We start from the raw sequence: 21,718 nt of genomic DNA, 5'->3' as shown, positions 1-21,718 counted from the left end.
TGAAACATTGAACTTACTTAAATGGATTTGGCATCGCTAAAGACAACTGATTAATCACTTAACCAAATTGTCTATCCTTTGATCTATTTTGTCCCCATATTCTGCAAGGCCTGCCTCAAATCTTTCTTCACATCTTCTGGTGTTTCGGTGCTGGCTAACATCGAATTTGCAGTTTCCTTAAACTTATCAGTTTGTTTGGTTTTGATGTAGATAATCGCCTTCACAAAATCTTTCAAATAGCTCAAGTTTGCCTCTTTTGCTGGAACTGGTATGGCATTGAATTTCTCTAAATAGGTGTCCAATTTGCCCGCCTCAAACAGCGTTGGACCGAAACCCATCATGGCATTACAAACCTGCTGATAATCGACCTTAGTTGGGTTGTTCAAGATCTCATCAAAAGCAGCTAAAGCAGGCTCCATTTCCTTATTTTCCAAATGATATTGAATTTTGAAATAATTGAATACAAAGAAAGAGCGTTGAGGGATATACTTATCCAATACAGCTTTAATGGCATCAAAATCCATTTCTTGAGTTACCTGCACCTCTTCGGATAGCGCAAATTGAATCGCTAAGCTCACCAATCGCTCATCAAAATCATCTTCAGTATACTTGCCTTCTCGCAGTATTTTACTTTTGCTGGTGGAGAAATAACTTAAGTCTTTTTCTTTAGGCAAAACAAACGCATAGTTCATTACTAGATCGACCAAGTCAGAGTTACCCAAGATATCAGGTTTTGAAGCTAGGAAGTCCTTGCTGATGTAACCAAAATCTTCATCTTGCAGCTCAACAGCTTGTTTGGCAAACTGCAAAAACTGCGCATCAGTCAGCTTCTGAGCATTCTTTTTAAGTGTATAATACTGCGTTTCTGGATTTTTTGCTGCTTTGGCCAACTTCAGAAAATCATTAGCTGCCAAAAAACCTACGCCTTTATGCAGCATCACTCCCTCAGGATTGATAAACACCAGATTGGGATAGGCAGAAACATAGTAGCGATCGGCAAGCATAGCGCCCTCGCCTTTTTCCATGTCGTACTTTACATTAACAAAATTCGCATTAAAGTAATCAGCAACAGCTTGATTGGTATACGTTTCTGCATCCATTTGCTTACATGGACCGCACCAAGTGGCAAAAGCATCTAAAAAGATGATTTTGTTTTCCTTTTTGGCTTGTGCTAATACATCAGTCCAAACAGGATTTTCTAGGAATTTAATTTCAGCCGCTTTCGTTGTTAACGTTGCCAATAGCAAACACAGGGCAAATAATACCTTTTTCATATAAACAATGACTAAGTGAATGATTTTTGAATGATCAAATTATCGCTAGACCTTCTCACATTATAAACCTTTCACAATTTAATAATTTAACCACAAACACACGAAGTGCACAAAGATTTATTTATATAGCGTTTTCAAGAATAAACACATGTAAGCTTCAATTCAACAGTTAAACTATTAAAATAAATACTACTTTACTTCGATACCAATATCACTAACGCCCAAAAGCGGGTTATCTCTCATATTCTGCGCTATTTCAATGCTGTACTTGCCAGTATCCGCAAATGAATGATTCTTTAACAAAGGAAAAGAGTAAGTATATAAATCTCCAGAACCTTTTCCCGTCCACTGGCCATCAGCTTTTGCCAATTTAAACTGGTATCGCACTTTTTTATTGCTCTTCGGCTGTTTAAAAGTAGCTAGCACGTACATATTTGAGTACCGATAATCGTTACTTATGCGCAATTTAAAATTCACCTGATAGGGCCTAGAAACATCTTTAATCTCGAATTCAGCTTTAGAGGTGTTAGTATACAGCCACTTATTATTTTCAATGCTTTGGTTGGTATCAATTACGGCATTGAAATTACAAGCCGAAAAAACACACAGGAGGCATAGGGCTAGCAGAATGTTTTTACCAATTAAAGGAAAAGCGGTGCGGCTGCCATGTTTGAAAAGTTCTTCAGCTGTATTTCTAACTAATTTATTCATTAGGCTTTGGTCCTTGTTCTTTGTTTTTGCCCTGTTCCCTATTTCTATTCCTATTCTTATTTCTGTTCCTGTTGTTACGTTTTTGTTCCGTATTTGCGCCGTCTTGCTGCGTTTTTGGCGCATTATCATTTGGCTTCGTCTCTATTGGCCTTTGTTGAGGCTTTTGGTTTTGCTGAGGCCTATTGTCTTGCCGCGGTTGATTTCTAGGGCCCTGCTCTTGTTTTGGTCTATCTTGAGATTTTTGCTGCTGTGATTTATCTCTATTTTTAGCGGCTGACTGTCCATTTCTATTAGTCATGTTATCGCTACCGCTAGCTTGATTAGGCTGAGGCCTATTTCTATCTCTATCGTTCTTATTTCTGTTACGATTGTTTTTACCTCGATTTTTATCGTCTAAGCGTGTTAAACTATCTTGACCAACAACATTTTCGTAATCATGAACTTTCTCCACTACGGTGGTAGTTTTTAGCTCAATAGCTTCATCCTTAAGGTTAGTTGGTTTTTCACCACGCTTATTCATTGCCATGATCTCTTTAACACGGTCAACTTTTAACGGAATCCAGTCTTCCTGATTGGCATAACTGAACCACATCAATTTTTTGAAGATGTCCGTTTTTTGGTGACGAGCAATACCAACCTCCGTTTGCAGGGCATCAATACGATCCGGAATATCCTTTAAAGCATCCAAGTAAGTGTCTAGCTCGTAATTTAAACAGCATTTCAACTTACCACACTGTCCGGCAAGTTTTAGTGTATTTAAAGATAAGTTTTGGTAACGTGCTGCAGCGGTAGAAACCGTTTTAAAGTTAGTTAACCAAGTGGAGCAGCATAACTCACGACCGCAAGAACCAATACCGCCCAAACGGCCAGCTTCTTGGCGCATGCCTATCTGGCGCATTTCGATACGTATACGGAAGGCTTCTGCCATTTTTTTGATGAGCTCCCTAAAATCAACCCTACCTTCTGCGGTGTAAAAAAAAGTCGCCTTAGTTCTATCACCTTGATAATCCACATCACTAATTTTCATGGAAAGTTTCAAATCCAGCGCCAACGTTCTGGCTTTGTGCATGGTTTCCCATTCCAACCCTTTGGCTTGCTTCCATTTTTCCACATCAGCTTCTGTAGCTTTACGGTAAACTTTACGAGTTACCTGATCAATATGCGTTTTACGGCGTTTCAATTGTGTACGCACCAATTCGCCAGTTAGCGAAACGTGGCCAATATCATAGCCGCCCGTAGCGCCTTCAACGGCAACTAACTCGCCAATTTCCAGGTAAATATCATCGTGATTTACAAAAAACTCTTTACGTGAGCCTTTAAATTTAACTTCGATGATTTGAAAAGGTTTATAATTAGATGGCATATCTAAATTAGACAGCCAGTCGTGTACTTCCATTTTTTGGCAACCTCCAGTAAGGCAAGAGCCGTTACTTTTGCAGCCAGCAGGGGCGCAACCGCCTCCCGTTGAGCAACTTCCACATCCCATAGTTATGTATATATATATTGAGTCCCTTTCGGGAGCGTTTTAAACTTAATAATTTTTACCAGTTGTAAAGATACATCTAAAAACAGAATTTTTGGATTTGCATTACGTTCAATATGATAATGTGCTTTCTCCAGCTCATTAATTAAGGCCTCCACCATCGACATGTTAAGCACACCCGAAAGCTTTTTTGCCACTTCAAAATGTTGCGGGGGCAGTTTTACCAACATTTCTGCACCGCTTAAAATTAAACCGCACTCTCTCAAAAAATTAATTCCGTACTTGATAAAATTCTTCTGATTTTCGCGTCCCCAGCTTGCAGCGGTTTCTGTAAACGCCATCATATCAGGCACTCTATTGCCGTAGGCCATGCGCAACCACTCGGCAAAATAGCTGGCGTTATTGTTTACTTCATCGTTTAGTAAGGCGTTAGCTTCTATCAAATTGCCATCCGCTAAAAAACTATACTCTGCAGCCTGACTTTCCGATAAATTAGCCTTATCCATCAGGTATTTCTGTACCACATCATCTGGTAGTTTTGGAATTTTAACCAGTTGCGTACGCGATAGAATGGTGGATAAAATTTGTTCCTGATTTTGCGCCACTAAAATGAACAAGGTGTTAGCAGGCGGTTCCTCAATAATTTTAAGCAGTGCATTACCTTCTTTATCGAGGTACTCGGGCAGCCACATAATTAGCACCTTGGTTTGTGCTTCAAATGCTTTGTAGCTTAATTTCTTGATGATATCATGCGCCTCGGCAATATTGATGTTGGGTTGTTTGTTGCCCGCTTCCAAATTGGCACGCCAAATATCCAGATCAAAGTAGATGCTTTTTTGGATCATTCCACGCCACTCTTCCAAGTAATTTTTGGCCACATCATCCTTCCCGTTGGCAAAAAAAGGATACGAAAAGTGCAAATCAGGGTGGATAAGTCGCTCGTATTTGCGACAAGAACTACACTCGCCGCAGCTGTCATTTGCAGTTTGTTGTTCGCAGTTGATGTATTGGGCATAAGCGATGGCCAAAGGCAAAGCTCCACTACCTTGCGGCGAAAGGAACAATTGCGCATGACTCACCCTATTTTCGGCAACGGTTTGTAAAAGATGTTGCTTTACACTTTCCTGTCCAATAATCTCTTTAAACTGCATTGGTGCAAAATAAGAAATTTTTATTTAGCGGCTATGGCGATGTGATAATTCGCGGATTTGGATCAAGATCAATGCCCCGCCAACTACGCCCTTTTTATCGCTCTAATACACATAAAAGCGGGAAAAGCTTGAAGTTCTTTATAATGCTTGGGATCCAGTTTTTTGAATTCTTCGGTAGGCTTGGGTTCAACTAATTGGTCAATAAAAAATCCATTGGAGGTTAAAGGAGTAATGCACTCACTCAATGATCTTCTAAAGCTATTCACTTCGATGGCGCTGCCGAAACCTTTCCACGTACAGCTCACCGGTTCAACTTCGAAGTATTTTTTAGATTTAAAGAACTCGTATTCGTAAAAGGGGTGTTCAATGGATATCACTAGAACCCCATCAGCTCTTAGTACCCGATGAAACTCTTTCATGGTTGAAGTCCAATCTTCCACATAATGCAGCGCTAAAGCACAAAGCACTACATCGCAGGAAGCATCTTCCATCTCGGCAAATGGTGTAGCTAAATCATGTACAAAAAAATCACCTTTACCTTGATTCCTTTTTTTAGCCAGTTCCACCATTTTGGGGCTAATGTCAAACCCTACAACGTTGGCGCCTTTAGCCAATAATATTTCAGCATACTTTCCCGGACCACAAGCCGCATCCAAAATCATTTTTCCCTCCACATCTGGAAGTAATTGTAACGTATTTGGTCGGTCGTAGTACGCATTATGTGGCTTATGGTCAATCAGTTCGTTGTACTTTTCAGCCATTTGTTCATAGGCGGCAGTGATTTTTTCCTTCATTTTAATATCGTTAAAGTTGATAGGCTTGAAGATTATAGAAATAACGCTGTGTCACAGACTTGCGAAGTTTTCAAAAACTTCGCAAGTTTTGTAAGCTCATTACTGCTGGGCACACCAACTGATCAAGTCTGGATATATCAGATCTATTTTTTTGCCCTTATTTTTTGCGTGAAGACGTTTCAATTCCGCTGTGAACTCATTCATTTTGACAAAACCACGAGCAATCATGGTGGCGTTTACTTCTTTCTCAATCTCGTCCACCAATTTCGGATCTTTTTTCCAATTCTCTTGCGCATAAAGGATGAACACGCCGAAGGTCATGTATTCGTTAAAAACCTTTTCTCCAGTTGGATAGTATGCTGTGCCGTATACTTTTTTGTCGACCCATTTATCTCGATTTTTAAGCGCTTCTTCAACCTCTTTCTTGTTTTTCTTAGTTGGAATATCAACATAATTATGGTCGATTTCCGTAAACATCACCCTCGTATTAAATGCCTCCGATTGCTTTTGGGTTTTGCCGGGCTCATCAGAAACTGCAGGTAAAACCATCTCAATCAGTTTAAAACCATCTTGGTTATAACCTGTGGTGTAATTTAACCCATTGATGAGTTTGGAAGTATAGATGACATAGCTATCATTTTTCGTTTCGAAATTTTTTTCTAACCATTTCCATTGCTTATGTAAGTTCACCTTCTGTTCATAATCCTTGTAAAGTCGCTCGTAAAAAGGCTGGTGATCTTTGTAAAACTTCCTGAAATTGGATTTCTTGGCAAATTCTTCTATTTCTTTTTTATAGGTGGTTATCGGATTTACCTCAATTTTAGCCTTTGCCACTTCTTGTGCCGGAAAAAGATAAAATTGGTCTGGCAATAAACTATCTCCATCAAAATTATAGGTTTTAGAGTTGCCTGTAAAAAAGATATAACTTAACGGACTTGCCTTTAGCAACGAATCCATTTTGATAATGATTGGCTCCGTTTTAAACGGCTTGAAGTGCGCTAATGCTTCTTGATAGTATTGGCTACTTTGATCGAACATATCGTCGTTACCTATACCGTAATCAGTAATGGCCTGCATGATAATGAGCAATTCTTTCAGCTCGTTTACTTCGATGTGGTATTTGCCTTTGTTCGTTTTTGCAAATGCCTTGGTGAATTTTACTTTTGGTTGCTGTGCGAATGAAGACAGCGCAGCAACGGTTAAAAACAATGCTATAAAAGCAGTGCGAGCGATAGTGAATCTTCTCATTGAACTAATTGATTTCGTATGAATATTGTAAGTGATTTCGAACAGCCAGTTAAAATTTTACTAAATTAATGGCTGCTGGTGTGGTAGTCTTACGGGAGTACTTGTGGGCAAAGATAAGAAGATTAATGACTACGACGTTTTATTTCCAAAAACTGTATTGGTATTCATCTGCTATTTCAAAACCGCCTAGGTCTTCTGGCACTTTCTGTTTCCGAGATTTAAGCAAGCCTTTTTGATCAAATGTGATTAGATATGTAGGATCTTCTTCACGCTTGATATATTGTAACTTACCCTCATTATTGTAAATAAATAACTCTTTACGTTTCGAATTAATGTGACCGTAGTTATCTACGAATTTAGTGGTTATACTTTTTAACTTACCTCTTTGGTCATAATCGTAATCCGAAATCATTTTACCTGCCAAAGCTGTGTCTAAACCAAGTATTTTTTTAACACTTGTCTTTTGCCCCTTTAAATTGTAGGCAAACTTTGTAATAGAAAACAACTCTTTCGACTGTTGAGAAATCAGTACAGAGCCCTCGTAAATATTGGTAAAATGCATCGTTTGCTTCTCACCGATTTCATGATCAATATGAGTATATTCCTTTTTATTGCCGTATTGATAGTATTCAAAGAGATAGGTATTGGTATTCTTCCCTATACTGTCAGTTACTTTACAGCTTCTCAATATTCCTTTGTTATCAAACTCGAAAAACTGAATTAACGTTTTTTTGTCTTTGATGAAGAAGTTAACCGATATAGTCTTTATTTTTTTGGTACGGATATAATCTTTATCATAATCCCCCTCGAAAAATGCTTCCAAGTCCACCAATTGAGCGCAAGCTGCTAACCTAACTACCAGCAATAAACTAAAGGATAATAAGTACTTCATAAATATGGCTTAATAGAAACCTATCTTCAGGTAGTCTTCAAAAATATTCTTCCGCTTTAACAGTTTTCTTAACTTCAATTAAGCTTAAGTAAGGTTTAAAATTTATTGCTTTATTTTTAAAAACGTTAGCTTTTCCAACTGCAAAATCGAAAAATTTTTTAATATATCACCAACCATTTTTTTCTTTTAATGCTGTAATAATTTAAACAGCCAGCGTAGTTTCTAAGATTTAAGTTGCTATTTGTTGGGTTAGTCTGCATGGAAGTATTAGGAGATAAAAGCAGGAAAAGAGCTGGCCCATGCAGTATGCTGATCTGTTGACGAAGGTCAGGGATCAAAGCTCTTGCAACTATTCCAAGGAATTCGTCACGATAAAAAAAGACTTACGAACTTTCTGAAAATCCGTAAGTCGATGGTAAATTGGTATGATGTGATCGTCTCAATTTACACGATCTGCAGCGATTGGATCAAGCCTTCTTCAAACTCATAGCGGTAAGTTAATACAGCGGGACTACCAGGAAAGTTGCCCGACACTTCTGCTTTCAAAGTTCGCTCCGTTTCTGAATATTCAATAGGTTTCATTGTTGCCTGATATTCTTCGTTGGCTTTACTTATCCAATTTTCTATCTCTTTTCTTCCGTTATGCGTTTTGCCTTCGTCAAAAACGACGGCTGTTTCTGTAAAACACTGTGCGTAAGCAACACTATCGAAGTTGTTTTGTGCGCTAACTAATGCTACTACTACTGCTGGTAAGTTCATATTCTTTTTTTTTAAGTTGTTAAATTGTAGGCACCGTGCCTCCATCTATCATAAATTCTGTTCCGGTTAAATAGCTGGCTCTTGGTGAGACAAGAAAACCTACTAATTCCGCTACTTCTTCAGGTTCGGCAGGTCTTCCAAAAGGTATACCACCCAATGCATCCATTACACTTTGCTTAGCTTGGTCAACAGTACTATTTGCATTTCTTGCAATTTCACCTAACCAGGCTTTCGATGCTGTCGTATTGATCCATCCCGGTGAAACCGTGAGTACGCGTACCCCCTTTGGCGCAACTTCATTCGACAAGCTCTTACTGTAGTTTCTTAAAGCTGCTTTTGCTGCTGCGTACGGCAAAGTTGAATCATACAAAGGAAGCTTACCCTGAATTGAAGCGATGTGAATGATAATCCCACTTTTTCGCTCAATCATTTGCGGCAAGAAAGCTTTATCTAAACGAACCGGAGCAAGCAAATTAGCTTGTAAAGTTGATTCCCAATCTTGATCAGTTAATGCAGCAAAACCACCAGCTGGAGTGGATGAACCTCCTAAGTTGTTAACCAAAATATCTAGTTTTCCGTATCTCGAAATTACTTCGCTTACTACTTTTTGTGTGCCATCCGCCGTACTGAAATCAGCAGAAATGAAATGCAGGTTGGCATTCTTTTCTTCAGGTGCATTTCTTGCGGTAATGATAACCGTTGCACCGGCTTGTAGCAGGCGTTCTGCAATCGCTTTTCCCGTACCTTTAGTGCCGCCAGTTACCAAGGCAATTTTGCCAGATAACTCATTATCGAAATTAAAATTTTGTTCCATTGCTTAATTGTTTAGGACAAAGTTCTTACATATGTACGCGGCTCACAAGTACGGAGTTACGATTCGCATAGGGACAAATTTTTCCCCTATTGCACAATTTAGAACATAGCCTTATTTTTGATTGATGTACGAAAGAAAGATTTTACCGAACCTGAATTGTGGGTTGGATTTGATTGGCGAAGTGCTGTACGGCAAATGGAAAGTGCGCCTGTTGTGGTTTATTGATCAAGGGCACCAAAGGCCTAGCGAGTTGCAGCGGAAAATACCCGATGCCACTAGAAGGGTGTTAAATATTCAGTTGAATGAATTAGAAGCCCACGAGCTAATTACCAAAACTATTTATCCCGTGGTGCCACCAAAAGTAGAATATCATCTAACAGAATTTGGAAAAACGCTTATACCCGTAATTGCGGCTTTAGGCAATTGGGGCGATGAGCATGAAGAGCGTTTAAGATCGGTGATCTTAAAGCGTTTAAGTGCTAACGAACCAGTGTTACAGCAAAATCTCAAATCGTAAATCGTAAATCGTAAATCAATTCGTACTTTTGCCGCTTAAACATTTCAATAAATATGTTAAGAACAACTACTTGCGGTGCATTGACGCTACAAAATTTAGGCGAAAATGTAACCTTGTGCGGCTGGATGCAAAATTCTAGGGATTTAGGCGGAATGACATTTATCGACGTCCGCGATCGTTATGGTATTACCCAATTGGTATTTAACATGAACGATAATGCCGATTTGTGCCAGCAAGCTCGTGAACTTGGTCGTGAATTTGTGATCAAAGTGAGCGGTATAGTGGTTGAGCGTACCAATAAAAACAAAGACATCCCGACAGGAGATATCGAAATTAAAGTAACTGCCTTAGAAATTTTGAATGCAGCTAAACTCCCTCCGTTTTTAATTGCTGATGAAACCGATGGTGGTGATGACTTGCGCATGAAATACCGTTACTTGGATCTGCGCCGTAACCCTGTCCGCAATAACATGGTTTTACGTCATAAAATGGCGCAAACCGTACGTAGATATTTAGACGAATTGGATTTTATCGAAGTGGAAACTCCTGTTTTGATCAAATCTACACCAGAGGGTGCCCGCGATTTCGTGGTGCCTAGCCGCATGAACCCGGGCGAGTTTTACGCTTTGCCACAATCGCCACAAACCTTTAAGCAATTGCTGATGGTTTCTGGTTTTGATAGGTATTTCCAAATTGTGAAGTGCTTTAGAGATGAGGATTTACGTGCCGATAGACAACCAGAGTTTACACAAATCGACTGCGAAATGTCATTTGTGGAGCAAGAAGATATCTTGAATGTTTTCGAAGGTTTGATCAGACGTTTGTTTAAGGATATCAAAGGATACGATTTGCCAGAAGTGCCTCGTATGCAATACGCTGATGCCATGCGTTTGTATGGATCGGATAAACCAGATACCCGCTTCGAAATGTTGTTTGTTGAAATGAACGACATTGTGAAAGGGAAAGATTTTGCTGTTTTTGATAATGCAGAATTGGTTGTAGCTATCAATGCTAAAGGTTGTGCTCATTACACCCGTAAACAGTTGGATGAATTGACGGATTTCGTTAAGAAACCTCAAATTGGTGCTACCGGATTAATCTACATGCGTCATAACGAAGATGGTTCATTAAAATCATCAGTAGATAAATTTTACAACGAAGAAGAACTGCAAAAATGGTCGGCTGCTTTACAAACTGAGCCAGGCGATTTAGTGCTTGTTTTAGCAGGTGCAGTGAAAGAAAAAGTACAGAAGCAGATGAACGAGTTGCGCCTAGAAATGGGTTCTCGTTTAGGTTTGCGTGATAAAAATAAGTTCTCGGCACTTTGGGTGTTAGATTTTCCTTTGCTAGAGTGGGATGAAGAAAGTGAGCGCTACCATGCCATGCACCATCCGTTTACTTCGCCAAAACCAGAGGATATTCCTTTGCTAGATACCAAACCGGGTGAAGTGAGAGCAAACGCTTACGATATGGTATTGAACGGTACCGAAATTGGCGGCGGTTCTATTCGTATCCACGATAAAGAAACCCAAGCTTTAATGTTCAAGCACTTAGGCTTCAGTGACGAAGAAGCGCAAAAACAATTTGGTTTCTTGTTAGATGCTTTTGAATATGGCGCTCCTCCGCATGGTGGTTTGGCCTTTGGTTTCGACCGTCTAGTGTCGTTATTTGCTGGCCTGGATACTATTAGAGATGTGATTGCGTTTCCTAAAAATAACTCAGGCAGAGATGTGATGATTGATAGTCCTAGCACTATCGACGATAAACAGCTGAAAGAATTGAAGATTAGCACTGTTGGCTAGTTAACTGGTTGATACACCTGTGATCAGCGCACAGCGAAGAATTAAACTAAACTAAAAACCCCGAAAGTTAATGCTCTCGGGGTTTTTAGTTTCAAGTCTGAATGAGTTTTTTCTATTAAAATTTATAAGCAACCGTAGTTAAAAACTGACGTGGCGCAATAGGATTTACACTGTAATTTTCGTGTACAAAATAATTCAATTCATTGGTAAGGTTAGATATTTTAGCTAAAAGTGAAATTTTTCGCAATGTATATCCTGCAGAAAGATCGACTGTGGTGAAAGCTTTAAGCGGAATTAACCTCAAGGTAGTTGCCGCCTTGTTATCGTTCCAACCTCCATTACGACTACCGGTATAAAAAGCTGATGCTCCAAGCTTTAGGCCTTTAACTTTACCGCTTTGTACGGTATAAAAAACCGTCGCATTTGCAGTATTTTTAGTCGTGCCTACTAGCCTTACATCTTCAATCATACCTGCCAACGTAACTACTTTTGTAGCATTAGGATTGCTGCTTGTAGGTGCCGGCACAGTATAGGTAGTAACGGGTGCCGTGTTAGTATATCGCATAAAGTTATAACTATATCCTGCAATCAAATTAAGCCCTGGCAAAATATTACCTGAAAGGTCAAATTCAAATCCATCACTGGTAGTTTGGCCGTTCAATTGTTTAATATTGGTATCGCTATTGGGATTCCCGTTGACATCCAACTCAGCGGTTTGCGCAATATTATTGTTTATAATTTTGTAGTATGTTACATTGGCTGAAAGTCTGCCTTTGAAGAAATCATTTTTAATACCTGCTTCGAATTGATCTACAACAGATGGGGGTAAAGCTTGCAAGTATATATCGGTACCGGTGTTTACTATAAAATTGTTTGCATAGCTAACGTACGCAGAGGTTTGCTTAAATGGCTGATAAACCATGCCTAACTTCGGAGAAAAAGCATCATCAAACTTCGCATTGGTTTGAGTAGTTTTGCCATTTGCCAACACAGTTGTGGAAGCGCTAGCATTTTTCTGATCCGTATAACGAATACCCGCCAACACTTTAAAATTATTAGTGATCTCGAATAAGTTCTGTACAAATGCTCCATACCTGTACACCGGCGTAAGGGTGCGTGAAATGGCTATGCTTTCTGGTGTAAACCCATTTCCTTCGTAAGTGGACGGATCAAATACATTCACATCTCCATAATTAAGCGTGCTAACTAATTGTCCGGCCTGGTTACGGTAATTAAAAGCATTGCTGGTAACCCTCGACTGATCAGCATCAAGTCCCACCAATAACGTATTTTTAATGCCAAACACATCGAATTTTCCTGTTAAGTTAACTTGCTGATTGTAGGTGTACTCCTGAGTTTTAGCCCTCGATAAATTTCTTGTAGCAATCCCTTGTGTATTTGCCTGAATCCGCTCTGCGCCATAATAATCTCTACCATACGATTGATATGATCCTATTACATTCATGCTCCAATCTGTACTAAATTCGTGTTTGGCGTTTAACTGCATGGTAGCCGTATTAGTGTGGTTATAGGCCCAAGGTGTGTTTAAAAACTTCTCCCTACCAAAATCTACGATTTGACTATTTACAGAACCCACACCAAAATCTGGCGTAAAATTACTCTTCAGGTAATCTGCCTGAAACAACACTTCTGTATGTTGTCCTGCTTTGTATAAAATAGATGGATTGATGTAAAAACGATTTGAGCTTACGTTATCTCTGAAACTGCCGGCTTTTTCGGTAGTTCCAATTAACCTAAACGCAACTTTGTCATCTACTGGGCCATAAACATCCACAATGCCTTTGTACTGATCGTAACTTCCTGTACGGAAAGCGACCTCGCCACCTGTGGTAAACTTTGGTTTTTTGGTAACCATATTCACCACAGCACCGCCAGTTACACCGCCGTATAGTAACGCAGCGCTTCCTTTTAGCACCTCTACAGACTCCAAAGTACTTGCCTCTGGACTGCCGCCAATAGAAGTACGAGCACCATTTTTGAAAACGTTATTGCTACCTAAGCTATAACCACGGGCATAAAAGTTTTCGCCTACGCTTCCTCTGTTTGCACCAAGCGCAACGCCATTTACATTTTTCATAATGTCACCTAGCCTATCCGCTTGCTGGTCTTGAATTACTTGCGTAGGAATTACTTGAACCGCCTGTGGCAAATCTCTAGGCGCAATGGCAACCTTACCTAGCACTACTGGCTTTTTATTAGTGGATTTATAACCACTTACCGTTACTTCTGCTAGCTGCGAAGCGGACTCGGCGATGGTAATTGTTGCCATACGATACTCGGTTGTGGAAAGCGTTATTGGTACTTCAACCGCTTTAATTCCGATTGCGGAAACCCTTACAACGTAACTTCCAGCAGACACATTTTTTAACACAAAATTGCCTTGTTCATCAGTTTGGGTATGCTTGTTTGCCCCTTTCAAAGTAATGGTAACAAATGGCGCTGGCGTACCATCTGCCGTTTTAACAGTCCCTTGGATATTTGAGGTAGCCTGTTGCGCAATACTAGCATTGCCGAATAACAACATGGCCATAAAAAACGAAAGTATAAATCTTCTCATGTTTATTTAGATTAAATCTTAATTGCGACAAAAGTATAACAAATCATAACACTTGTCAACAACTATTTAAAATTAATCTAAATAAAATTTATAGCCGATTAGACGGTTTAGATGGTTCAAAATTTATTACCTCATAAGAACGTATATTTTTAACATCATTAACCTTTTAGATGATTTTTTGCGTTTTAAGTATCTTATTGACCATATAAGACATTTAAGAACATGTAAGTTTTAGATTGTGCCTTTGCAGCTTAGTGTGCTTAGGTGGCTTAGGTGGTTTAAGATTTGTTATCTAATAAGAACGGTGAACCCTTAACATCATTAACTTTTTAATCATTTTATGCATTTTAAATTACTTATTGACCATATAAGGCATATAAGAACATGTAAGTTTTAGATTGTGCCCTTGCAGCTTAGCGTGCTTAGGTGGCTTAGGTGGTTCAAAAATTGATTACCTCATAAGAACGTGTAAGTCTTTAACATCATTAACCTTTTAAATCATTTTAGGCGTTTAAGTATCTTATTGACCATATAAGGCATATAAGAATATGTAAGTTTTTAGATTGTGCTTTTGCAGCTTAGTGTGCTTAGGTGGCTTAGTGGTTTAAAAATTGATTACCTCATTGAACGTGTAAGTTAGTTGATGATAACGTATGCCATAAAAAAGGCCAGGTAATTCCCCAGCCAAGCCTGTATTAATTGATTTAATGTTAATTTCGGCATTTAAGCCACTACATTGCGCTAAGACAGCACCATTTCTATATGAGGAATTTCGTCCTCCAGATACACGTCGCTATCCTTTACAAAACCAAAGCTTTCATAAAACTTTTGAAGATACAACTGTGCTCCAATACGGATCGCCTGCTTTCCATGTGTTTCATGTGCTTTTTCAATGCTTTTTTCCATCAAAGTGATGCCGGCGCCAATACCCCTATACTGTGAATTAGTAAGTACACGTCCAATACTTGTTTCCTTAAAAGAAACCCCTGGTGGAACAATACGCGTATATGCCACAAGTACATCACCGTCCCAAGCCATTAAGTGATGACATTTTAAATCCTTTCCATCCACATCTTGATAATTGCAATGTTGTTCGATGATAAAGACCTCACTTCTAAGCCTCAAAATTGTGTATAACTCCAACTTTGTGAGCTCCTCGAAAGATTTATATGTCCAGTTTAATATCGGCGCTGCCATAATGTTGAATGATTGAATGAGTAAATGACTGAATTATTAAATGATTAAAGGAATAATTGCTTTAAATGAGTAGCGCAGATTTTCGCCGAATCGTCTCTGCAAAAATCTGCGCAAATCTAAATAATTATTGTACTTATTAGGCTTCCTGACTTCCAGACTTCCTAACTTCTACGCCAAATTCCTTCCTGCATTTACAATTCCATAAACGGTTCTGATGGCTAACTTCTCGTACGCTTGTTGCGTTTCTTCAGTTAAATCGCCCTGTAGTTGATCCAATGCAAAATGTTGAATTAACACCAAAGGAAGGATGATTTTTTCTCGCACCGCAATTGATTTCTTCTCTACCGGATAATTCTCCATCAAGGTTTCGTGACCAGTTAACTTTAGCAACATGCCCTTAGACAGCTCAAATTCAGCATGTAATTGTTTCCAAAATCCACCAAATTGCTTGTCGTTAGCTAAGTAAGCGGTAATTTCAAAGTCCGATTTACTCATTGACATGATACAGTTATCAACGATAGTTTTAAAATAACCTGATTGCTGATAAGTTTTTTGCACCTGCGCCCAATTTCCAGCGTTCTCTTGTGCTTTTAAAGCAGTTCCAACGCCATAAAAACCTGGAACATTTTGTTTCAACTGGCTCCAAGAGGTTACGAAACCAATGGCACGTAAATCGTCTAATTTCAGTTTAGTGCCTGCATTTCTTTTTACCGGGCGGCTGCTGATGGTGATTTTAGAAAGTAAGCTCAGCGGCGATAATTTCTCCAGATATTCTAAAAACAAAGGATCGTTACGCAAAGCGATGTAAGCATCATAGCTATCTTTCGCCATTTTGTTAAGGATGTCGAAATTTTCCTGATCCAACAGTACGTTGTGCTTTCCTTTTACCCCTGAAGAAATACCTGCATTAATTAACTGTTCAATGTTGAACGCCGCACTATCTACCGAACCATACTGTGAGCTAATAGTTTGCCCTTGTACGGTAAGCTGGATATTCTTGTTGGCAATTTCTTTACCCATTGAAGCATAAAAACGGTGTGTTTTACCACCTCCACGGGCAGGTGGACCGCCCCTACCATCAAAAAATGCCAGCTGAATATTGTGCTCTTCGGCCACTTTGGTTAACGCAACTTTTGCCGTAAAAATCGACCAGTTCGCCATTAAATAACCACCGTCTTTTGTACTATCAGAGAAGCCTAGCATGATATGCTGTTTGTTGCCCCTGCGCTCCAAATGTTTTTTGTAAAACGGATGAGTGTACAAACGTTGCATAATTTCGCCGGCACCAGTAAGATCATTTACGGTTTCAAAAAGCGGCACAAAATCAATGGTTAAATTTTCAGGCTCCCAGCCATTCCATAAAAACAGCTCCATCAGCTGCAAAATATCACTGGCTTGCTGGCAGTTGCTGATAATAAAACGGTGACAAGCTTCCTCGCCATTTTTTTGCTGAATGTCTTTAATTTCTGCGATGGTTTGTAGCGCATCTTTAATGAGTTCATCCTGCTCATCAGCGTAAATTACCTTGGCACTTCTAAAAGAAAGTGTTTTCAGCTTTTCTTCTTCTGATAAATCGGCATAACCAGCATCGTATAATGAGTTAATTGGCTTTTGATTTCGGCAATACTCATGCACTTTTCTCAATACCCTACTATCCTGTCTGATATCCAAAGACGCAAAGTAACAACGGTAAAGCTCCACCTTACGAAGTAAATCTTGCACAATATTCACAAACAGTCCATCATGATATTCGTTAAGTGTAGCAATAATGCCGTTTAACTTCTCTATGATTAGATTTGAAATATCCTTTTCTTCCAGTGATGCATTAAAAGCGTTTTCATAAAACAGCTCTTGCAAAGCGTTGATATCCTCTTCAACTCCCCTGAAAGTGATCCTGCGTTTAATGTTCCTAAAATCACGATAGTAACAACGGAAAAGGATTTGGCGCAACATTTTGGAAACTTCCAAGGTAGTTTGTGCCTTCACATTTGGATTTCCATCCCTATCGCCGCCTGGCCAAAAACCTAACTCAATTACTTTTTTAGGGTCGATATGATACTCGCTCAGTAACTGATTTAAGCCGGTTTGGATATTTGCCGCAGCAAAGTAGAACACATTTTCCAAGTACCAAGCCAAACTCAAAGCCTCATCAACTGGTGTTGGCGATTTTTTATTGAAAAATGGCGTTTTACCTAGTTGTTGTAGCAACTGGTTAATAGCGGTGATGTCGTTCGTTTTAATGGCTGCGGTTAAATCGTTGATGATTCCTAGCACCGGACCCGGATAAAACTGCGTAGGGTGAGCGGTTAACACCAAACGTAGCGAAAACTCTTCCACCAAACGATCTATTTTCTCATGTAAAGTGGCATCATCATTCGCTTTTAAGAATAACGCCCTTAGCGAGCTTTGTTCATCACTTACATTTAATTTAGTAAAAGAAGCATCCTCCACTGCATCAAACAAAACTACTTGCCGCTCAATGTATTGTATAAACCTAAAAAGTAAATCAATTACACTTTTTTCATCCTTGTCCTGAACGTACTTATCAAAAAACTTCTCAATTAATTGCTTCGGTTTTTCGTGGTTACTTATTCCATCTTCGCAGCTTTTAAAAAATAGGGGCAGTAAAGTTCCTGTATCCTTAATTTTATAAAATGGTAGCGTAAGAAATAAACTGTTGTACAATTCGAAACGAGAAACTACCTCGTTGTTAAAATAATATTCGCGTTGACTTGGTTGATTTAATTGCATGCCGAAAAATAAGTTATATTTTTTTGTTACAAAAATAAAATCGAAATTATCCACTAGTTTAGTAGATTATTTGATTTGATATTTTGATAAATAATTACTAACTTGTGCCTATGAAAGGTTAAAACAAAAATCTTTTAAAAGCATTACAAACCTTAATTTAAGTTTTGTAAAAATTGTTAATTTTTTGGGATAAACGTCCCGACTTATAGTCGGGACGTTTTATTTTTTATCCCCTATCCAGTTCTCTAAACCGTAACAATTGCGCTTTGTTTGTCTATAAAAAGCTTTGCGGTTTATTTTTCATTAACTTAGCCATAAATGCTTTTTTAATGAAGAAATCTCTTTACATCTTTATAAGTTTATCGCTTTGCGTGATAGCCCTAATGGCGTTAAAAAACAAAAATGAGCAAAGCTGGATCAGGATCAACTTGTTAGGCTACCAGCCAAACGCTATTAAAGTGGCTGTTTGGGCAAGCAAAAACAATGAGCTCCCAAGCAGTTTCGAAATTGTAGAAAAAGTTAGCGGAAAAACCGTTTACACTTCTAGCAACATCAAGAATTTTGGCGCCTATGGTCCTTTTAATACAAGCGCAAGGTTAAATTTTTCAGCATTTAAAAAGCCTGGCACTTACCTTATTAAAGCCAATGGCGTTACCTCGCCAGAAGTAATTATTGGCCAACAAGTGTATAAAGGAAGTGCGGATTTCGCTTTGCGTTATTTACAACAACAACGCTGTGGCTACAACCCTATTTTGAAAGATAGCTGCCATACCCATGATGGATTTGTGGTTTACGGAAAAGATGGAGGTATTAAAGACAGCACTCATTTTGATGCCGTTGGTGGTTGGCATGATGCCAGCGACTATTTGCAATATTCCACCACTACCGCAAATGCTGCTTATCACTTGCTAATGGCCTATCGGGATTATCCGAAAGCCTTTGCTGATGCGAAGCAAGCTAATGGTTTAAACGGTAAAAACGGTATTCCTGATGTATTGGACGAAGCTCGGTGGGGTTTGGACTGGTTATTGAAAATGCATCCGCAGCCCAATATCATGTTTAATCAGCTGGCGGATGACAGAGACCATATCAGCATGCGCTTGCCTAAAGAAGATAGTCAGTACGGCAAAGGATTTGAACGCCCTTTGTACTTTATTGACGGCAAGCCGCAGCAAAGAGGGAAGTTCATGAACGACACGAAGGGCACCAGCTCCACGGCAGCCAAATTTGCCAGTGCGTTTGCGCTATCCAGCGATATTTACAAATCCGACAAAGCGTATTCGCAAAAATTGTTAGCAAAGTCGAAATCGGCCTATCAATATGCACTTAAACTAAAAGGGGTGACGCAAACCGCCTCTGTAAAATCGCCCTATATTTATGCTGAAGATAATTGGGTGGATGATATGGAGCTGGCATTGGCCAATGCAAAGTTTGGTGACGATAAGCTCAAAGCAAAATCTGCACTTGATTCAGCTTTTTTTTATGCGCTACAGGAACCAGTAACACCTTGGCTAATTGCTGATACCGCCAAACATTACCAATGGTACCCTTTTATTAACATCGGACATTATGAACTGGCCAAAAAAAGTAGCGGCGATACAAAACGAGAACTCGTTAATTATTACAAACAAGGCATTGAGCAAGTGTGGAGCAGAGCAAAAAATAATGCTTTTTATCGTGGCGTTCCCTTTATTTGGTGCAGCAATAACTTAACGGTTGCCTTTGCCATGCAGTGCATGTGGTACAAGCAATTAAGCGGCGATGGCACTTTCTCTGAACTGGAACAGGCAAATTTCGACTGGATTTTTGGTTGCAACCCTTGGGGCACTAGCATGGTTTACGGTTTGCCTAGTTGGGGCGATACTCCTACAGATCCGCACTCCGCATTTACGCATTTGGGCAAATTTCCTATTGATGGAGGTTTGGTTGATGGCCCTGTTTATACAAGCATTTACAAAGGTTTAATAGGCATTCAGTTAACCAAACCGGATGACTACGCCGAATTCCAAAGTGATTTAGCAGTGTATCATGATGATTATGGTGACTACAGCACCAATGAACCTACCATGGACGGAACTGCCTCACTGGTGTATCTGCTAGCAGCTTATGAAAGCAGAACTAATAAAGAATTCTCGAGTTATACGAAGCAATTAGGCGCCATCACAAGGGGCGATGTGAATAGCAAGGAGATGGCCATTGTATTTACTGGAGATGAATATGCGGATGGCGGACAAAAAATACTTGCCGCTCTTGAGAAGGAAAACCTAAAAGCTTCCTTCTTTTTTACGGGCACCTTTTACCGAAATCCCGTTTTCGGTTCGTTCATTAAAGCTGCAAAAGCTAAGGGGCATTATTTGGGAGCACACTCTGATCAGCATTTGCTTTACGCCGACTGGAATAAAAGAGATTCGCTGCTGGTAAGTAAAGAGCAGTTTACAAAAGACCTAAGCGCAAATTATAAGGAGATGGAAAAATTCGGCATTGCCAAAAAAGCAGCTCCGTACTTTTTGCCACCTTATGAATGGTATAACCAAACCGTAGCCAACTGGACGGAAGATGCCGGACTAAAACTGATTAATTTTACTTCTGGAACCCGTTCCAATGCTGACTATACTTATCCTGAATTGGGCAAATCTTACCGGAGCACTACAGAAATTTACAACTCCATATTGGATTACGAAAAGCAACAATCGTTAAATGGGTTTATTTTGTTGTTGCATGTAGGCACCGATCCACGTAGGAAAGATAAATTTTACGACAAGCTCCCAGAATTGCTACAATACTTGAAACAGCAAGGCTATAAGCCAGTTAAAATAAATGAGCTTCTGAAAAATTGAGATTGACGATTTTCATATACGTACTTTATTGCGTACATTTGAACGTACATATTCAAAATTATGAAAGCAGTCACTATTACATCATTACGAAATAATATGAAGTCTTATTTCGACGAAGTAAGCTCATCTGAAGATATTTTGGTTATCCCAAGAAATAATAACGAGGATGATGCGGTTGTAGTAATTTCAATTAAAGAATACAATGCCTTAACAGAAACAGCTCATCTATTGTCTTCTGAAAACAACAGGAATAGGCTTCAAGCATCAATAGAAAGCTTGAAAAATAAAAACATGAGAGAATTCAAGCTAACCGAAAAGTAATGAATATCTTATTTACCGTTGAGGCTTGGGAAGATTTCGAGTACTGGATGGATAACGATCAAGAAGTAGAACATAAAATCAGGTCATTGATCAAAGAAATACAAAGAACACCTTTCCACGGCTCCGGAAAGCCAGAGCCATTGCGCTATAATCTGAAAGGGTTTTGGTCAAGAAGAATAACTGGAGAACACAGGATAGTCTACCAAGTTTCTGGCAAAGGAAAAGATCAACAGTGTTCAATTATTCAATGCAGATTTCACTACTAGTTGAGTTTGATTGCTTATAACAACTTCCTCTAGAAAATCTTATCAAACAAATGCCTTATTTTGTATTGAAATAACTAAATTTGCCACAAAAGTTAAAAAAATGAGCACTTCAGAAAATAAAAACAATTTTGACTGGGTTTGGTACGTAATAGGCATGGTTGCTTTTGTATTAGCATTTTCGGCTGTTACTTTGCACATCGGCTACCTATTTTTAGCGGCTATTATCGGACTAATTTTTGGCGGCGTATTTTTAAACAAAGTAGTTAAAGGCAGACAATACTAGTTGCCTAGCTTTAATTTATCCAAAATTAACTGGACAATAA

Annotated in this window: 18 protein-coding genes; 6 read left to right on the top strand and 12 right to left on the bottom strand. The window is 39.1% G+C overall.

Features of this window, described 5'->3' with window-relative positions; translation table 11 throughout:
• Positions 1–83: 83 nt before the first annotated feature.
• The 9 genes from ACY2A0_RS08360 to ACY2A0_RS08320 form a co-directional block, all read right to left on the bottom strand.
• Positions 84–1,274, bottom strand: coding sequence for a thioredoxin family protein (locus ACY2A0_RS08360; RefSeq protein ID WP_461789105.1), 1,191 nt, complete (start codon positions 1,272–1,274; stop codon positions 84–86).
• A gap of 189 nt (positions 1,275–1,463) precedes the next feature.
• The gene (locus ACY2A0_RS08355; RefSeq protein ID WP_461789104.1) at positions 1,464–1,985 is read right to left on the bottom strand and encodes a gliding motility lipoprotein GldH; all 522 of its coding nucleotides are present in this window, start codon (positions 1,983–1,985) and stop codon (positions 1,464–1,466) included.
• Positions 1,978–3,471, bottom strand: a complete 1,494-nt coding sequence (gene ricT, locus ACY2A0_RS08350) for a regulatory iron-sulfur-containing complex subunit RicT (RefSeq protein WP_461789103.1) — start codon at positions 3,469–3,471, stop codon at positions 1,978–1,980. The genes ACY2A0_RS08355 and ricT overlap by 8 nt, the downstream gene beginning before the upstream one ends.
• A gap of 2 nt (positions 3,472–3,473) precedes the next feature.
• Positions 3,474–4,619 carry a DNA polymerase III subunit gene (locus ACY2A0_RS08345; protein ID WP_461789102.1) on the bottom strand — a complete coding sequence of 382 codons (1,146 nt, stop codon included), beginning with the start codon at positions 4,617–4,619 and terminating at the stop codon, positions 3,474–3,476.
• Positions 4,620–4,702: 83 nt separating this feature from the next.
• Positions 4,703–5,413, bottom strand: a complete 711-nt coding sequence (locus ACY2A0_RS08340; protein ID WP_461789101.1) for a class I SAM-dependent methyltransferase — start codon at positions 5,411–5,413, stop codon at positions 4,703–4,705.
• A gap of 99 nt (positions 5,414–5,512) precedes the next feature.
• Positions 5,513–6,661, bottom strand: a complete 1,149-nt coding sequence (locus ACY2A0_RS08335; RefSeq protein ID WP_461789100.1) for a DUF4932 domain-containing protein — start codon at positions 6,659–6,661, stop codon at positions 5,513–5,515.
• Positions 6,662–6,800: 139 nt separating this feature from the next.
• Positions 6,801–7,553 (bottom strand): hypothetical protein, encoded by a 753-nt coding sequence (locus ACY2A0_RS08330; protein ID WP_461789099.1) that lies wholly within the window; start codon positions 7,551–7,553, stop codon positions 6,801–6,803.
• A gap of 444 nt (positions 7,554–7,997) precedes the next feature.
• Positions 7,998–8,312: a nuclear transport factor 2 family protein gene (locus ACY2A0_RS08325; RefSeq protein ID WP_461789098.1), complete on the bottom strand. Its 315-nt coding sequence runs from the start codon at positions 8,310–8,312 to the stop codon at positions 7,998–8,000.
• A 19-nt stretch (positions 8,313–8,331) separates the two neighbouring features.
• Positions 8,332–9,126, bottom strand: a complete 795-nt coding sequence (locus ACY2A0_RS08320) for an SDR family oxidoreductase (RefSeq protein WP_461791325.1) — start codon at positions 9,124–9,126, stop codon at positions 8,332–8,334.
• A gap of 124 nt (positions 9,127–9,250) precedes the next feature.
• Between ACY2A0_RS08320 and ACY2A0_RS08315 the strand changes: the two genes are divergently transcribed.
• Positions 9,251–9,643, top strand: a complete 393-nt coding sequence (locus tag ACY2A0_RS08315) for a winged helix-turn-helix transcriptional regulator (protein WP_461789096.1) — start codon at positions 9,251–9,253, stop codon at positions 9,641–9,643.
• A gap of 53 nt (positions 9,644–9,696) precedes the next feature.
• On the top strand, positions 9,697–11,445 hold the full coding sequence (aspS, locus tag ACY2A0_RS08310) for an aspartate--tRNA ligase (RefSeq protein ID WP_461789095.1): 1,749 nt from the start codon (positions 9,697–9,699) through the stop codon (positions 11,443–11,445).
• A 115-nt stretch (positions 11,446–11,560) separates the two neighbouring features.
• Here aspS and ACY2A0_RS08305 read toward each other — a convergent pair whose 3' ends face one another.
• From ACY2A0_RS08305 to ACY2A0_RS08295, 3 genes are all read right to left on the bottom strand, one after another.
• Positions 11,561–14,023: a TonB-dependent receptor domain-containing protein gene (locus ACY2A0_RS08305; RefSeq protein ID WP_461789094.1), complete on the bottom strand. Its 2,463-nt coding sequence runs from the start codon at positions 14,021–14,023 to the stop codon at positions 11,561–11,563.
• A gap of 741 nt (positions 14,024–14,764) precedes the next feature.
• Positions 14,765–15,220, bottom strand: a complete 456-nt coding sequence (locus tag ACY2A0_RS08300; RefSeq protein WP_461789093.1) for a GNAT family N-acetyltransferase — start codon at positions 15,218–15,220, stop codon at positions 14,765–14,767.
• Positions 15,221–15,388: 168 nt separating this feature from the next.
• A complete protein-coding gene (locus ACY2A0_RS08295) occupies positions 15,389–17,971 on the bottom strand; it encodes a phosphoenolpyruvate carboxylase (RefSeq protein WP_461789092.1) in 2,583 nt (860 codons plus the stop codon).
• A 329-nt stretch (positions 17,972–18,300) separates the two neighbouring features.
• Between ACY2A0_RS08295 and ACY2A0_RS08290 the strand changes: the two genes are divergently transcribed.
• From ACY2A0_RS08290 to ACY2A0_RS08275, 4 genes are all read left to right on the top strand, one after another.
• Positions 18,301–20,808, top strand: coding sequence for a glycoside hydrolase family 9 protein (locus ACY2A0_RS08290; protein WP_461791324.1), 2,508 nt, complete (start codon positions 18,301–18,303; stop codon positions 20,806–20,808).
• A 60-nt stretch (positions 20,809–20,868) separates the two neighbouring features.
• Positions 20,869–21,129, top strand: coding sequence for a type II toxin-antitoxin system Phd/YefM family antitoxin (locus ACY2A0_RS08285; RefSeq protein ID WP_461789090.1), 261 nt, complete (start codon positions 20,869–20,871; stop codon positions 21,127–21,129).
• A complete protein-coding gene (locus ACY2A0_RS08280; RefSeq protein ID WP_461789089.1) occupies positions 21,129–21,395 on the top strand; it encodes a Txe/YoeB family addiction module toxin in 267 nt (88 codons plus the stop codon). Before ACY2A0_RS08285 ends, ACY2A0_RS08280 begins: the two co-directional genes overlap by 1 nt.
• A 100-nt stretch (positions 21,396–21,495) precedes the next feature.
• Positions 21,496–21,678, top strand: a complete 183-nt coding sequence (locus tag ACY2A0_RS08275; RefSeq protein WP_461789088.1) for a hypothetical protein — start codon at positions 21,496–21,498, stop codon at positions 21,676–21,678.
• Positions 21,679–21,718: the final 40 nt, after the last annotated feature.

Origin of the sequence: Pedobacter sp. (genome assembly GCF_965249885.1) — a bacterium.
Classification (GTDB): domain Bacteria; phylum Bacteroidota; class Bacteroidia; order Sphingobacteriales; family Sphingobacteriaceae; genus Pedobacter.
Note: the sequence above shows the minus strand (reverse complement) of the source record. Positions and strands in the feature narration are given on the sequence as shown.

Coding starts and splice junctions, on each gene's coding strand:
- ACY2A0_RS08360 (WP_461789105.1), bottom strand. CDS start 1,274: ATGAAAAAGGTATTATTTGCCCTGTGTTTGCTATTGGCAACGTTAACA.
- ACY2A0_RS08355 (WP_461789104.1), bottom strand. CDS start 1,985: ATGAATAAATTAGTTAGAAATACAGCTGAAGAACTTTTCAAACATGGC.
- ricT (WP_461789103.1), bottom strand. CDS start 3,471: ATGGGATGTGGAAGTTGCTCAACGGGAGGCGGTTGCGCCCCTGCTGGC.
- ACY2A0_RS08345 (WP_461789102.1), bottom strand. CDS start 4,619: ATGCAGTTTAAAGAGATTATTGGACAGGAAAGTGTAAAGCAACATCTT.
- ACY2A0_RS08340 (WP_461789101.1), bottom strand. CDS start 5,413: ATGAAGGAAAAAATCACTGCCGCCTATGAACAAATGGCTGAAAAGTAC.
- ACY2A0_RS08335 (WP_461789100.1), bottom strand. CDS start 6,661: ATGAGAAGATTCACTATCGCTCGCACTGCTTTTATAGCATTGTTTTTA.
- ACY2A0_RS08330 (WP_461789099.1), bottom strand. CDS start 7,553: ATGAAGTACTTATTATCCTTTAGTTTATTGCTGGTAGTTAGGTTAGCA.
- ACY2A0_RS08325 (WP_461789098.1), bottom strand. CDS start 8,312: ATGAACTTACCAGCAGTAGTAGTAGCATTAGTTAGCGCACAAAACAAC.
- ACY2A0_RS08320 (WP_461791325.1), bottom strand. CDS start 9,126: ATGGAACAAAATTTTAATTTCGATAATGAGTTATCTGGCAAAATTGCC.
- ACY2A0_RS08315 (WP_461789096.1), top strand. CDS start 9,251: ATGTACGAAAGAAAGATTTTACCGAACCTGAATTGTGGGTTGGATTTG.
- aspS (WP_461789095.1), top strand. CDS start 9,697: ATGTTAAGAACAACTACTTGCGGTGCATTGACGCTACAAAATTTAGGC.
- ACY2A0_RS08305 (WP_461789094.1), bottom strand. CDS start 14,023: ATGAGAAGATTTATACTTTCGTTTTTTATGGCCATGTTGTTATTCGGC.
- ACY2A0_RS08300 (WP_461789093.1), bottom strand. CDS start 15,220: ATGGCAGCGCCGATATTAAACTGGACATATAAATCTTTCGAGGAGCTC.
- ACY2A0_RS08295 (WP_461789092.1), bottom strand. CDS start 17,971: ATGCAATTAAATCAACCAAGTCAACGCGAATATTATTTTAACAACGAG.
- ACY2A0_RS08290 (WP_461791324.1), top strand. CDS start 18,301: ATGAAGAAATCTCTTTACATCTTTATAAGTTTATCGCTTTGCGTGATA.
- ACY2A0_RS08285 (WP_461789090.1), top strand. CDS start 20,869: ATGAAAGCAGTCACTATTACATCATTACGAAATAATATGAAGTCTTAT.
- ACY2A0_RS08280 (WP_461789089.1), top strand. CDS start 21,129: ATGAATATCTTATTTACCGTTGAGGCTTGGGAAGATTTCGAGTACTGG.
- ACY2A0_RS08275 (WP_461789088.1), top strand. CDS start 21,496: ATGAGCACTTCAGAAAATAAAAACAATTTTGACTGGGTTTGGTACGTA.